Raw genomic sequence first — 12,290 nt, 5'->3', positions numbered from 1 at the left:
TACGTCATTCGGCGGGCTGGCGGCCGGCAACGGCGATGCCGCGGGAAATCAGCGGCTGCATCACGGCAAGGGCGAGGATCAAGAGGACGATCTCGATGGCAAAGACCGGATAGTAGGGCGTCGCCGCGCCGTATTCGGCGGAGATCGGCATGGCGAGGATAATGTCGCGGATGGCGCCGCCGATGGTGACGGCAACGCCGGCGCAGGTCGCCTGCACCGCGCCCCAGGCACCAAGCGCCAGGCCGATGTGCTGCTTCGGTGCGGCGCGCATGGTCTCCGTCAGGGTGCCGTGGCCGAAGAGGCCGGCGCCGAAGCCGGTGAGCGTCGTTCCGGCGACCAGCAGGGCGAGCGAATCCATCGGCGCGGCCATGATGATCGCGACGAAGCCTGGAATGCCGGCAACGGCGCCGATGCGGGCAAGGCGCAAGGGGCTGTAGCCGTTGGTCAGCACCTTGGAGGCAAGGGCGAAGCCGACGAGGCCGCCGGCGGCGAGCGCGGCCGTCAGCTTGGTGGTGCCTGAAACCGTCATGTCGAGCACCTGGCCGCCGAATGGCTCCAGGATGACGTCGGCCATGCCGAAGCCGGTGGTGCCGAGGCCGATGGCGACGAGGCGCGTGCGGGTGCCGATGCCGCGCACGAAGTCGCGCCAGGATTCGTTGAAGTCGGGCTTGACCGTCGGCGTCATGGCGCGCTTGCGGTCGCGCGCCTCCTGCTTCCACAGGGCGAGGATGTTGAGGGCGGCGGTGACGACGGCGGCGCCCTGGATGACCTGGACGAGGCGGGCCGGCGTGTAGGGGTCGAGCAGCCAGCCGAAGACCAAGGCGCTGGCGCCCATGCCGAGCAACATCATGACGTACATGAGGCCGACGACCTTCGGCTGATCTTCCGGCGGGGCAAGGTCCGTGGCGAGGGCGAGGCCGACGGTCTGCACCATATGGGCGCCAGCGCCGACGAGCAGGAAGGCAAGCGCGGCGCCGGAAATGCCGATCCAGGCCGGCGCGTCGTGCGCCTCCGCAAAGCCGGACAGCACCAGCAGCGCGAACGGCATGATGGCGAAGCCGCCGAACTGCAGCAGCGTGCCCTTCCATATATAGGGGACGCGGCGCCAGCCGAGCGCGGAGGTGTGGATGTCGGACTTGAAGCCGATCAGGGCGCGGAACGGGGCAAAGACCAGCGGCAGGGAGACCATGACGCCGACGATGGTCGCCGGCACGGCCAGTTCGACGATCATGACCCGGTTGAGCGTGCCGACCAGGAGCACCAGCGCCATGCCGACCGTCACCTGAAAGAGGGACAGGCGCAACAGGCGGCCGAGCGGCAACTCCTCCGTTGCCGCATCGGCGAACGGCAGGTAGCGCGGCCCGAGATTCGCGAGCTTCCTGAGGGCAATGTCTCTGAATCGACTCATGACCGAAGCATCCGAAGGCAGTATCGGGAATTCGGTAAAACGGTGACGCCCGAGCCGCGCCGGCCGCGTCCCGAAGAGGGTCCGAAACCGTGCCGCCCGGACGCCCCGTATACCATCGCTTGGAACGACGATATTTGCGTACCGCTAAACGGGAGCCCGCTTGACAGCGCTTTGGGAAGGACGAAGCCGAAAATGACTTTGACCTTCCCGCAAGGCGCTCTCACGAGGAGAAGACATCCTCCTGCAGCGGGACTCCCGATGCAGTTTCGACCGCAACCTTAGAAGGTCAGGGTCGCCTGTTCGCCGGTCGGCAGCGTCAGCGACGCCGGCTCGGCAGCAACCGGGGCAACCACGGTCTGGGCAGCGGTCGGACCGCCATTCCAGTACGCGGGATACCAATCAGTCGCGGCCAGGACGGCGACGTGGATGCCAAGAGCGGTCAGGGCAACGCCACCAAGGAAGAGGGGAAGGCCAACGGTCGGTTTCACCACCAGCCAAATCCGTGCATTATTCATAACTTTCCTCCCTTACCCGAGCCACGGGGTGGCGACGGCGGTCAGAAAATGGGCCACGAGGGCCATGAAGCCGAACACACGAGTGCCGTCGATGACGTACTTGTGCAGTTCTTCCGCTTCGGGAAGGGTCAAGCCAGACGGCCAGACCTTCTCAGGATCGATTTCCATTTGTCGACTCCTATCTGCTTCGATCGACGCTGTTTTCCGAAAGGCTCCGGAACGTTGCCGCTCCGGGGGGCAACCTGTCGGCCAGCACGCACCACAGCGTCCTTTCGACATGAAGCTTGGTCGGCGCGGCCACTGTCGAAAGTGTCATGATTATTTGACATTTGCAAACGTAAAGATCATTTGACACATAGCCGTTTGAGGAGCACTCACTGATAATTACACTGGTCGTGACGACGGTCGCGATGTGTCGTTTGAGGATGGCTGTGGCGCCTTTGGCTGGCAAAAAACGGGCGATTTCAAGCTACTGTGGACTTGAAAACGGGGCGTTTGCGTAGGTTTGAAGATGCCGGGCAACATTCTCATGACAGCAAGGAACCCGCGTCGAAAGGGCGCTGATTGAGTAATATGCTACCGGCCTGACATCCGTTTGCCGCCAAAGCGACATAAGGCCGCGCCGCCAAGCGAAGAAGGAAGGACTGCAGGATGACGACCATACTCACGAGGCTCTACGAGAAGAAGAAGGACGCCGAATCCGTGTGTTCGGCCCTTGAAGAGAGCGGCTTCTCGAATAACGACATGGACATCGTCGGTCCGCCCCGGAGTTCCAAGAAGGACGCCGAGGATGTGTCAACAAAAGATGACACTCGGCGCGCCAAGACCGATACCCGGCGCGCCCTGGTGAAGGCCGGCCTGTGGGATGCGGCGGCCGACGCCTATGCCGGTCCCGTCTCGGAAGGGAACTACCTGCTGATTGTCCGTGTTCCTTATGGACGTGTTCTGGAGGCCCGGGCGGCGGCCGACGAGGTCAAGTCGATTCCCGTCAAGATCGCCGATCCGGAATCCTACACTTTCACCCAGGAAGTCTCACGGCTCCTGGGGAAACGGCGTTATTCGCCGATGATGCCACCCAGCGATATGCTGATTTTCACCAATGAAGGGATGCCTGCCGTGTTAAAGACCCAACATCCGTTTTCCTCGTGGCTGAATCTGCCGCTGCTGTCGACGCCCAATCCGCGCGCCAAGCTCTGGGAGCCGAAGACCTCCGCGCCGGTGTCTGCGGCGATCGGCATGGCGCCGCTGAGCGACCGCAAGCCGAAGGTCAAGCTGCTTGAGTATGAGACGCCGCTGTCGACCTTCATGAACTTCCCGCTGTTGACCAAGCGGAAGACCATGATTCAGTAACGTCCGAGCACCTTCGGGGCGCCGGCCGCGCCGGCATTGCCGGTTCGCGTCTCTTTTCGCGGTTCCGGCCGGCTCCTCGCTCGGCGGTGATCACCTCGGCCCGACAGACGCCTTGGCCGGGCGGCAGGGTGTTTGACCGGGCCGTGGTGATCCTTATCTCCCGGCCGTCGCCGGCAGCCGCAGGCGCCTCAACGGTTCGCCCGTTCGAGCCGCGCGGTGCCGAGTGGCTGCGCGTCCCGTCCCGGCCGGAGATGCCGGTATCGCCTTTACCTGCCGCGCGTGCGCGGGGGAGGTGTCTTGGTTCACGCCTGTCGACCGGGCCGGAATTCGCCATCGTTCCGGCCGGCTGTTTTTCCACGCCAATCCATTTTCCTCATTCTGCAATGTCGTCCTGACGGGCTCGCGCCGCCGGCAATCCGCCTGCCGGCGGGCGGGCCGCGACTGCGTTTCCTTATCCGCTCCCACCCTCCGCCGGTGCGTTGTCCGGGTGTCCCATGCCCGGTTTCCCGGCGTTTTCCGCCCGCCCTTCGCCTGCCTTCGGATTTTCCCCCGGCGGCCCGATTTCGGTTTGCACGTCCGGTCGTCTTGATCGAAACTGCGCGCCAATGACGCAGACACGAAGGGACATATCGCCATGGACGTCAAAGCCGCCGTTGCCTTTGAGGCCGGAAAGCCGCTGGAAATCGCCACCGTACAGCTCGAGGGGCCGCGCGAGGGCGAGGTTCTGGTCGAGATCATGGCGACGGGCATCTGCCACACCGACGAGTTCACCCGCTCCGGCGACGATCCGGAGGGCCTGTTTCCGGCGATTCTCGGCCATGAGGGCGCCGGCATCGTGCGCGACGTCGGGCCGGGCGTGAAATCGGTCCAGCCGGGCGACCACGTCATCCCGCTCTACACCCCGGAATGCCGGGAGTGCGAATACTGTCTCAACCCCAAGACCAATCTCTGCCAGGCGATTCGGACGACGCAGGGCAAGGGCCTGATGCCGGACGGCACCTCCCGGTTCTCGCTCGACGGCAAGATGCTGCACCACTACATGGGCACCTCGACCTTCGCCAACTTCACCGTGCTGCCGGAGATCGCGGTTGCCAAGGTGCGCAAGGACGCGCCGTTCGAGAAGATCTGCTATGTCGGTTGCGGCGTTACCACGGGCGTCGGCGCCGTCATCAACACGGCCAAGGCCGAGCCCGGCTGCAACGCGGTCGTCTTCGGCCTCGGCGGCATCGGCCTCAACGTCATCCAGGGCCTCAGGCTCGTCGGCGCCAACATGATCGTCGGCGTCGACCTCAACAACGACCGCAAGCAATGGGGCGAGCGCTTCGGGATGACCCATTTCGTCAACCCCAAGGAGATCGACGGCGACGTCGTCTCGCACCTCGTCGAGCTGACCGGCGGTGGCGCCGACTATTCCTTCGAGTGCATCGGCAACGTCAATACCATGCGCCAGGCTCTGGAATGCTGCCACAAGGGCTGGGGCGAGAGCATCATCATCGGCGTCGCCGGCGCCGGCAAGGAGATCTCCACCCGGCCGTTCCAGCTCGTTACCGGCCGGTCCTGGCGCGGCACGGCCTTCGGCGGCGCGCGCGGGCGCACGGACGTGCCGAAGATCGTCGACTGGTACATGAACGGCAAGATCGAGATTGACCCGATGATCACCCACGTCATGCCGGTGGAGCAGATCAATGAGGCGTTCGAGCTGATGCACCACGGCGAGTCGATCCGCTCGGTGGTGACGTTCTAGGCTGTCCGACGCGGGCAAGGGTGCGACGCGCCGCAGTGCGCGTCGCAAACGGCCGCGGAGGCCAGGGAGGGAAAAACGAACATGCTGAAACACATGACGGCGGCAGCGGCGGCCTTCCTGTTCCTTTGCGGTGCGGCGCTTGCCGATCCGACGGGCAGCTACGACGTCGTCGGCGAGAACCCCAATACGGGCGGCGAATACCAGGGCACCGTCAGCGTCTCGCGGACCGGTCAGACCTACCGGGTCGTCTGGTCGATCGCGGGGCAGAATTATGTCGGCACCGGGCTCGGCGCCGTGTTCGAGAACGACACGTTCCGGATCGGCGGGGCGACGCCGAACGACGCCGCGCTGTCGGTCGGCTACATCTCCGGGCAGAGCTTCGGCATGGCCTTCTACATCGAGCAGGACGACGGCTCATTCGAGGGCGTGTGGACCTACGCCGGCAGCAACAAGGTCGCCCGCGAGACCTGGTATCCGCGCTGAGTCCCGCTCGGAGCAGGGCCGGGGTTCCTTGCCGCAGGTTCCTCGACGCGCTATGATAGCAGTGTGCTATCATCGGAGGATGCTTTGGCGCAGGTAATCGTGCGAAACCTTGACGACGACGTGGTTGGCCGACTGAAGCGGCTCGCTGCTGCGGAACGGAAGTCGCTGGAACAAAAGCTCAGGGAAATCCTCAATGAGGCCGGGCGGCCAAGCCCGGCCGACCTACAGGCGCGCGCCCGGGCGCTGGCCGAAAAGGCTCAGCCGACAGATCTCGATGCCGTCGATCTCATCCGTGAGGACCGCGAGCGGTGAGTGTCTGCGTCGTCGACGCCAATGTGGCTCTGAAATGGTTTGTGCCGCAGCCCGACTCGGAGCGGGCGCTCGCCAGCCTGCAACGGTTCTCCTTCCTTGCCCCGGACTTGATCCTTGCCGAAGTCGCCAACGGTCTCTGGAAATACGTCCGGGCCGGGATTTTGACCGGGTCCCTCGCCCAAGACATCCTCGGTGCGCTCAAGGACGGCTATTTCCTTGCCGAACCCGTGGACGATGCGCTCGCGGCGGACGCGCTCGCCCTTGCCGTCGACGCGGGACATCCGGTCTACGACTGCCTTTATGTGGCGCTGGCACGGCGCCGGAAAATCCCGTTTCTCACCGCCGATCGCCGGCTCGTTGCGCGGATCGCTCCGCTCGGCCTCGTCGAGGCGATCGACCTTCACACGATCGAACCAGAGGGGACGTAACGTCGGACCATGGGATTTGAAAAAAAATCGGAAAACAAATGCTTCGGCGGGCGCCAGCTCGTGCTCGCCCACGACAGCGCCGAGACCGGGACGCCGATGGAGCTGGCGGTCTATCTGCCGCCGCAAGCGGAGACCGGCAAGGTGCCGATGCTGTGGTATCTTTCGGGGCTCACCTGCACCTGGGAGAACGTGACGGCCAAGGCCGGCGCCCAGCGCTGGTGCGCCGAGCACGGCCTCGCCTTCGTTGCGCCCGACACCAGCCCGCGCGGCGAGGGAGTGCCGGACGATCCGGACGGCGCCTACGACTTCGGCCTTGCCGCCGGCTTCTATGTCGACGCGACCGAGGAGCCGTTCGCAAAGAACTACCGGATGTACAGCTACCTGACGAAGGAACTGCCGGGGCTCCTTGCCGGCGAACTGCCGCTCGACATGGAGCGTCAGGGCATCACCGGCCATTCCATGGGCGGCCATGGGGCGCTGACGATCGGCATGCGCCACCCCGACCGGTTCCGCTCGCTGTCGGCCTTTGCTCCGATCGTGGCGCCGAGCCAGGTGCCGTGGGGCGAGAAGGCGCTCGGCGGCTATCTCGGCGACGACCAGGCGACCTGGGCCGAGCACGACGCGACTGCGCTGGTCGCCAGCCGCGGCTGGCACGGTGACATCCTCATCGACCAGGGGGACGCGGACAACTTCCTTGTCGAGCAGTTGCGCCCGGAAATTTTCGAGGCCGCCTGCAAGGAGGCCGGCGTGCCGCTGAGCCTTCGCATGCAGCCCGGCTACGACCACTCCTACTATTTCATTTCCAGCTTCATCGGCGATCACGTCGCATGGCATGCGGAGCGCCTGAGGGGTTAAAATAGCGGTGCCTCAAATGCCTGTTACTCCCGACAGGCGATCTCCCAAGATCAGAGCCCGAGAATGAAAGGAGCCAGTCATGGCTGACAGTTTCAAGAGCCAGAACAAGTCGCTGGTCGACAACAACAAGACGCTCAGCGAGTTCATCCCCGACACGATGAAGGCGTTCGGCTCGGTCGGCGCGGTGGCCTACAAGGACGGGGCCATGTCGCGCAAGCACAAGGAGCTGATCGCGATGGCGATCGGTATCGCCATCCGCTGCGACGGCTGCATTGCCTGGCATGTGCAGGAAGCGCGCAAGGCCGGCGCGACCCGCGAGGAGGTGGCCGAGGTCATCGGCCTCGCGATCCAGATGGGCGGTGGCCCGTCGATGGTCTATGGCGGCAGAGCGTTTGCCGGTTATGACGAGTTCAACGATATGGATTGAGACGATGTGCGTTCCGGTCCGGGGGTGACACGCACCTCCTGACCGCCGCAGATCACGATCCTGCCGACAAAAAAGGCCCGGCAAAACGCCGGGCCTTTCCTGTTTCCGGATGGCGTTGCCGCCGGACTACTTCAGATAGTCGTACTTGCCGTCTTTCCACTCATAGAAGACGTAACCAGGCAGGGTGACGTCGCCCTTGTCGTCGAAGGACAGCTCGCCGAGCACGGTCTTGAAGGTGCCTTCGTTCAGCGCCTTGACGACCGCGTCATAGTCGGTCGAGCCGGCGGCCTCGGCGGCCTGGGCCCAGGCCTGCATGGCGGCGTAGGTGTACAGGACATAGCCTTCCGGCTCGATGCCCTTGGCGCGGAACTTCTCGACCAGCGGCGCCGCGTCGGGGTTCTTGCGCGGGTCGGGCGAGAAGGTCATCAGGGTGCCGGAGCCGGCATCGCCGGTGATCGACCAGTACTCGTCGGTGACCAGCGCGTCGCCGGAGATCAGCACGGTGTCCATGCCCTGGTCGCGCATCTGGCGGACCATCAGGCCGGCTTCGGTGTGGTAGCCGCCGACATAGAGGACGCCGATGCCCTCGGACTTCAGCTTGGAGACCAGCGCGGTGTAGTCCTTTTCGCCGGCCGTGTAGGCCTCGTACATGTCGGCCTTCTTGCCGGCCTCTTCCATGAACTTCATGGTCTGGTCGGCAAGGCCCTTACCGTAGGCGGTCTTGTCGTGGATGATCGCGACCTTGGTGTCGGCGAACTTGTCGGCCAGGAACTTGCCGGCGACCTCGCCCTGCTGGTCGTCACGGCCGCAGACGCGGTAGATGCCGGGGCCCGGACGCTCGTCGGTGAATTTCGGGTTGGTCGAGGCCGGCGAGATCTGGACGATGCCCTCTTCGGAATAGACCGAGGAGGCCGGGATCGACGAGCCGGAGCAGAAGTGACCGGCCATGAAGACGACGCCGTTGCCGGCCATCTGGTTGGCGACCGCCACGGCCTGCTTCGGGTCGCAGGCGTCGTCGCCGATCTCCAGGTTGAGCTGCTCGCCGAGCACGCCGCCGGCAGCATTGAGGTCTTCCACGGCCTGCTCGGCACCGGCCTTCATCTGGGCACCGAAGGTTGCGTACTGACCGGTCATCGGACCGGCGGTCGCAATGGAAATGTCCGCCCAGGCCGCGCCCGACATCAACATGCCGGCCGACAATGCGACGCCTGCCAAAAGTGTCTTTTTCATCATGAACTCCCTCGCAATCCTGTTGCGCGTCTCTGAAGGTTCGCGGCTTTTGCCGCAAGGGGCTTTGCCCTTGGCGGGCATTGTGCCCCGTTTCGAACGGAAATGATACGGGTTTTCCCGCCATTCCCGTCCCGGCTGGCAGCGGCCTCAATGGCCGCCGGCAGCGGTCTCGGCCCGGTCACGCCAGGTGAACGGGGTGGTCTTCTCGTAAAGCCAGGGGTACTGGCGGACCATCTGGCTGGTCCTGGTCAGGCGCCATCCGAGGAGCCCGACGGCGGCCAGATAGACGAATGTGACGATGAAGTAGTGCAGCGACGTCAGGGCGCCCTCAAAGAGACCGAAATGCAGGAAGCGCACGGCACATGAGAGCAAAAACATGAACCAGACGAGCATGAAGATCGGCCGCCAGGTGATGGCGACGGCACGCCCGGTCATCCAGGCGGCGCCGCCGCCGATGACCAGCGTCAGAAAGAAGAACGGCAGAAAGGTGTCTTCCCAGAAAAGGCCCATGGTCGCTCCGTTGCGGGGTCCCTCAGCGCGGGACCGTCACCGCCAGTCCTTGTGTCTTCGCGCATGGTCCTGCGGCATTGCGGACGCCGCCAGACGGACCATGCATCAGTGCCTGCCGCCTTCCAGGTAGGCCGCCTGTACCTCCTCGCGGGCGAGGAGCTCGGCGCCGGTCCCGGTCATGGTGATCTCGCCGTTGACCATGACGTAGCCGCGATGGGCAAGGCGCAGGGCGTGGTAGGCGTTCTGCTCGACGAGGAACACGGTCAGTCCCTCGCTCTCGTTGAGTTCGCGGATGACGTCGAAGATCTGCTTGACGATCATCGGCGCAAGGCCGAGCGACGGCTCGTCGAGCAGCAACAGCTTCGGCCGGCTCATCAGCGCGCGGGCGATCGCCAGCATCTGCTGTTCGCCGCCGGACAGGGTTCCCCCGCGCTGGCCCTTGCGGTTCTTGAGGATCGGGAACAGCTCGAAGACCCGGCCCAGATCGTCGTCGAAATGCTCCATGTCGGTGACCGCGGCGCCCATCTGCAGGTTTTCCAGCACCGTCATGCGCGGGAAGATGCGCCGGCCTTCCGGCGACTGCGCGATCGACATGTGCATGATCTCGTGGGTCGGCGCGTTGGTGATGTCGATGCCCTCGTAGGTGATTGTGCCGGCATGGGCCTTGGGATCGCCGCAGATCGTCATCATCAGCGTCGACTTGCCGGCGCCGTTGGCGCCGATCATGGTGACGATCTCGCCCTTGTAGACGTCGACGTCGACGCCGCGCAGCGCGACGATCTTGCCGTACCAGGTTTCCACGCCGCGGATCGACAGGAGAGGGGGCTTGCCGTTCATACGCCGACCTCCTGTTCCACCGTTTCCACTTCCTCGTCGTCGACGCCGAGATAGGCGGCAATCACCGCCGGGTCGTTCTTGACCTTTTCCGGATTGCCGTCGGAGATCTTCTCGCCGTAGTCGAGGACGACGACGTGGTCGGAGATCTCCATCACCACCGACATGTCGTGTTCGATCAACAGGATCGAGGTCTCGTGGTTGGCGCCGATATAGCGCAGCAGCTTGTTGAGCTCGGCGCTTTCGCGCGGGTTGAGGCCGGCGGCCGGCTCGTCGAGGCACAGGAGCTCCGGTCCGGTGCACATGGCGCGGGCGATCTCAAGCCGCCGCTGGGCGCCATAGGGCAGGTCGGAGGCCGGGTCGTCGGCGCGGTCGATCAGGTTGACGTGCTCCAGCCAGTAGGTGGCGCGCTCCACCGCCTTGGCCTCCGCATTGCGGAAGCGCGGCAGGGAGAAGATGCCGGCGAAACTGAACGCGGAGGCGTGCATCAGCGGATTGTGCTGGGCGACCATCAGGTTTTCCAGCACGGTCATGCCGCCGAACAGGCGGATGTTCTGGAAGGTGCGGGCGACCTTGGCATGGCGGGCGATCTTGAAATCCGGCATGCGCTCCAGAAGGAAGGTGTCGCCGTCGTGGTGGCGCAGCTTGAGGCGCCCCTCGGTCGGCTTGTAGAAGCCGGTGATGCAGTTGAACACCGTGGTCTTGCCGGCGCCGTTGGGGCCGATGAGGGCGGTGATGTCGCCGCGGCCGACGTCGAAGGACAGGTCGTCGATGGCGACCAGGCCGCCGAAGCGCATGGTCAGGTGCTCGACCTTGAGGATCGGGTTTTCGGACCAGGACGCCATCAGCCTTGTCCCTGCGCAACGTTCTCTGCACCGATCGCCTTGCGACTGTGCAGCCCGATGGAGGGCTTACGCGAGGAGATCAGGCCGCGCGGGCGCCAGACCATGATGAAGACCATCAAGAGGCCGAAGATCAGCATGCGGAACTCTTCGGCCTGACGGAAGATCTCGAAGCCGCCGATCATGACGACGGCGGCAATGACGACGCCGATCTGGCTGCCGAGGCCGCCGAGGACGACGATGGCAAGGATCACCGCGGACTCGATGAAGGTGAAGCTTTCCGGCGAGATGAAGCCCTGGCGGGTGGCGAAGAAGGAGCCGGCGAAACCGCCGAACATGGCGCCGATGGCAAAGGCCGTGAGCTTGGTGTTGGTGGTGTTGATGCCGAGCGAGCGGCAGGCGATCTCGTCCTCGCGCAGCGCCTCCCAGGCGCGGCCGATCGGCAGCCGGCGCAGGCGCAGGGTGACCAGGTTGGTCAAAAGGGCAAGCGCCAGAATCAGATAGTAGAAGAAGACGATCCTCTGCATCGACGAATAGTCGAGGTTGAAGGTGTCGGCAAAGCCGCCTTCGCCGCGCGAGAACGGAATGCCGAAGAAGGACGGCCGCGGGATCCGCGAGATGCCGTCCGGGCCACCGGTGAACCAGTACCAGTTGAGAAGCACGATGCGGACGATCTCGCCGAAGGCGAGCGTGACGATGGCGAGGTAGTCGCCGCGCAGGCGCAGCACCGGAAAGCCGAGGATGATGCCCCAGAAGGCGGCGAGGATGCCGGCCAGCGGCAGGCAGATCCAGAACGCCCAGTCCATGATGCCGCCGCCGACATAGCCCATCTCGACGAGCATCGGGAAGAACTTGGTGGAGAGCAGCGCGTAGGAATAGGCGCCGACCGCATAGAAGGCGACGTAGCCGAGGTCGAGCAGGCCGGCGAGGCCGACGACGATGTTGAGGCCCCAGCCGAGCATCACATAGGTCAGCACCAGCACCGAGAGGTCGAGAATGTAGCGGTCGGTGATCGGCAGGAACGGAAAGATCAGCGCAAAGAGCAGGGCCACCGGGGCGACGAACTTGCCAAAGCCGCCGAGCGAGGTCTGTGCCGGTATCAGGCCGGAAAGGCCGCGCGTGATCGGCCGGTCCGCCTTCCAGACCAGGAGATTGAGGAGCAAACGGCCGACAAAGACGATGGCGACGATGACGCCGACGGTGCCGAAATGTGCGGACAGCGCCAGGCCGCCCGGCTCGGTTTCCGTCTTCAGGCCGACGATCGGCCCGAACAGGGCAAAGGCGATGACTGCGGAGATGAGCGAGTCCTTCAGGGACGCGATCACCCGGTTCTCGGTTGTTGCTGCCATGTC

Annotated in this window: 15 protein-coding genes; 7 read left to right on the top strand and 8 right to left on the bottom strand. The window is 64.8% G+C overall.

The window, feature by feature from the left end:
• Positions 1–4 precede the first annotated feature (4 nt).
• The 3 genes from CH339_RS07660 to CH339_RS07650 all read right to left on the bottom strand — a co-directional run bounded on the left by CH339_RS07660 (position 5) and on the right by CH339_RS07650 (position 2,091).
• The gene (locus tag CH339_RS07660) at positions 5–1,408 is read right to left on the bottom strand and encodes a PucC family protein (RefSeq protein WP_111433750.1); all 1,404 of its coding nucleotides are present in this window, start codon (positions 1,406–1,408) and stop codon (positions 5–7) included.
• Between the two features lie 278 nt (positions 1,409–1,686).
• The gene (locus CH339_RS07655; protein WP_111433749.1) at positions 1,687–1,923 is read right to left on the bottom strand and encodes a light-harvesting protein; all 237 of its coding nucleotides are present in this window, start codon (positions 1,921–1,923) and stop codon (positions 1,687–1,689) included.
• A gap of 12 nt (positions 1,924–1,935) precedes the next feature.
• A complete protein-coding gene (locus CH339_RS07650; RefSeq protein ID WP_111433748.1) occupies positions 1,936–2,091 on the bottom strand; it encodes a light-harvesting protein in 156 nt (51 codons plus the stop codon).
• A 483-nt stretch (positions 2,092–2,574) separates the two neighbouring features.
• On the opposite strand from CH339_RS07650, the gene CH339_RS07645 reads away from it, so the two are divergent.
• The 7 genes from CH339_RS07645 to CH339_RS07615 all read left to right on the top strand — a co-directional run bounded on the left by CH339_RS07645 (position 2,575) and on the right by CH339_RS07615 (position 7,522).
• Entirely contained in the window at positions 2,575–3,273 is a 699-nt protein-coding gene (locus CH339_RS07645; RefSeq protein WP_111433747.1) for a hypothetical protein, read from the top strand.
• A gap of 634 nt (positions 3,274–3,907) precedes the next feature.
• Positions 3,908–5,017: an S-(hydroxymethyl)glutathione dehydrogenase/class III alcohol dehydrogenase gene (locus CH339_RS07640; protein WP_111433746.1), complete on the top strand. Its 1,110-nt coding sequence runs from the start codon at positions 3,908–3,910 to the stop codon at positions 5,015–5,017.
• An 81-nt stretch (positions 5,018–5,098) separates the two neighbouring features.
• Complete coding sequence (locus CH339_RS07635) at positions 5,099–5,500, top strand: hypothetical protein (protein ID WP_111433745.1); 402 nt, start codon at positions 5,099–5,101, stop codon at positions 5,498–5,500.
• A gap of 99 nt (positions 5,501–5,599) precedes the next feature.
• Positions 5,600–5,812 (top strand): FitA-like ribbon-helix-helix domain-containing protein, encoded by a 213-nt coding sequence (locus tag CH339_RS07630; RefSeq protein WP_146610133.1) that lies wholly within the window; start codon positions 5,600–5,602, stop codon positions 5,810–5,812.
• Positions 5,809–6,240 carry a type II toxin-antitoxin system VapC family toxin gene (locus tag CH339_RS07625; protein ID WP_111433743.1) on the top strand — a complete coding sequence of 144 codons (432 nt, stop codon included), beginning with the start codon at positions 5,809–5,811 and terminating at the stop codon, positions 6,238–6,240. The genes CH339_RS07630 and CH339_RS07625 overlap by 4 nt, the downstream gene beginning before the upstream one ends.
• Before the next feature lie 9 nt (positions 6,241–6,249).
• Positions 6,250–7,095, top strand: coding sequence for an S-formylglutathione hydrolase (fghA, locus tag CH339_RS07620; RefSeq protein WP_111433742.1), 846 nt, complete (start codon positions 6,250–6,252; stop codon positions 7,093–7,095).
• 79 nt (positions 7,096–7,174) lie between these two features.
• On the top strand, positions 7,175–7,522 hold the full coding sequence (locus tag CH339_RS07615; RefSeq protein ID WP_111433741.1) for a carboxymuconolactone decarboxylase family protein: 348 nt from the start codon (positions 7,175–7,177) through the stop codon (positions 7,520–7,522).
• A gap of 126 nt (positions 7,523–7,648) precedes the next feature.
• Here CH339_RS07615 and CH339_RS07610 read toward each other — a convergent pair whose 3' ends face one another.
• From CH339_RS07610 to livM, 5 genes are all read right to left on the bottom strand, one after another.
• Positions 7,649–8,752, bottom strand: coding sequence for a branched-chain amino acid ABC transporter substrate-binding protein (locus CH339_RS07610; protein ID WP_111433783.1), 1,104 nt, complete (start codon positions 8,750–8,752; stop codon positions 7,649–7,651).
• Between the two features lie 147 nt (positions 8,753–8,899).
• Positions 8,900–9,262, bottom strand: coding sequence for a DUF6867 family protein (locus CH339_RS07605; protein ID WP_111433740.1), 363 nt, complete (start codon positions 9,260–9,262; stop codon positions 8,900–8,902).
• Positions 9,263–9,367: 105 nt separating this feature from the next.
• Positions 9,368–10,099, bottom strand: a complete 732-nt coding sequence (locus CH339_RS07600) for an ABC transporter ATP-binding protein (RefSeq protein WP_111433739.1) — start codon at positions 10,097–10,099, stop codon at positions 9,368–9,370.
• Positions 10,096–10,941, bottom strand: coding sequence for an ABC transporter ATP-binding protein (locus tag CH339_RS07595; RefSeq protein ID WP_111433738.1), 846 nt, complete (start codon positions 10,939–10,941; stop codon positions 10,096–10,098). Before CH339_RS07595 ends, CH339_RS07600 begins: the two co-directional genes overlap by 4 nt.
• Entirely contained in the window at positions 10,941–12,287 is a 1,347-nt protein-coding gene (gene livM, locus CH339_RS07590) for a high-affinity branched-chain amino acid ABC transporter permease LivM (protein ID WP_111433737.1), read from the bottom strand. Before livM ends, CH339_RS07595 begins: the two co-directional genes overlap by 1 nt.
• Between the last annotated feature and the right edge of the window lie 3 nt (positions 12,288–12,290).

Source organism: Rhodobium orientis (assembly GCF_003258835.1).
GTDB classification, from domain to species: domain Bacteria; phylum Pseudomonadota; class Alphaproteobacteria; order Rhizobiales; family Rhodobiaceae; genus Rhodobium; species Rhodobium orientis.
This window is presented reverse-complemented; position numbering and strand designations above follow the sequence as displayed.

Bases quoted from the DNA above. Each gene is read 5' to 3' on its own strand.
- CH339_RS07660 (WP_111433750.1), bottom strand. From the start codon at position 1,408: ATGAGTCGATTCAGAGACATTGCCCTCAGGAAGCTCGCGAATCTCGGG.
- CH339_RS07655 (WP_111433749.1), bottom strand. From the start codon at position 1,923: ATGAATAATGCACGGATTTGGCTGGTGGTGAAACCGACCGTTGGCCTT.
- CH339_RS07650 (WP_111433748.1), bottom strand. From the start codon at position 2,091: ATGGAAATCGATCCTGAGAAGGTCTGGCCGTCTGGCTTGACCCTTCCC.
- CH339_RS07645 (WP_111433747.1), top strand. From the start codon at position 2,575: ATGACGACCATACTCACGAGGCTCTACGAGAAGAAGAAGGACGCCGAA.
- CH339_RS07640 (WP_111433746.1), top strand. From the start codon at position 3,908: ATGGACGTCAAAGCCGCCGTTGCCTTTGAGGCCGGAAAGCCGCTGGAA.
- CH339_RS07635 (WP_111433745.1), top strand. From the start codon at position 5,099: ATGCTGAAACACATGACGGCGGCAGCGGCGGCCTTCCTGTTCCTTTGC.
- fghA (WP_111433742.1), top strand. From the start codon at position 6,250: ATGGGATTTGAAAAAAAATCGGAAAACAAATGCTTCGGCGGGCGCCAG.
- CH339_RS07615 (WP_111433741.1), top strand. From the start codon at position 7,175: ATGGCTGACAGTTTCAAGAGCCAGAACAAGTCGCTGGTCGACAACAAC.
- CH339_RS07610 (WP_111433783.1), bottom strand. From the start codon at position 8,752: ATGAAAAAGACACTTTTGGCAGGCGTCGCATTGTCGGCCGGCATGTTG.
- CH339_RS07605 (WP_111433740.1), bottom strand. From the start codon at position 9,262: ATGGGCCTTTTCTGGGAAGACACCTTTCTGCCGTTCTTCTTTCTGACG.
- CH339_RS07600 (WP_111433739.1), bottom strand. From the start codon at position 10,099: ATGAACGGCAAGCCCCCTCTCCTGTCGATCCGCGGCGTGGAAACCTGG.
- CH339_RS07595 (WP_111433738.1), bottom strand. From the start codon at position 10,941: ATGGCGTCCTGGTCCGAAAACCCGATCCTCAAGGTCGAGCACCTGACC.
- livM (WP_111433737.1), bottom strand. From the start codon at position 12,287: ATGGCAGCAACAACCGAGAACCGGGTGATCGCGTCCCTGAAGGACTCG.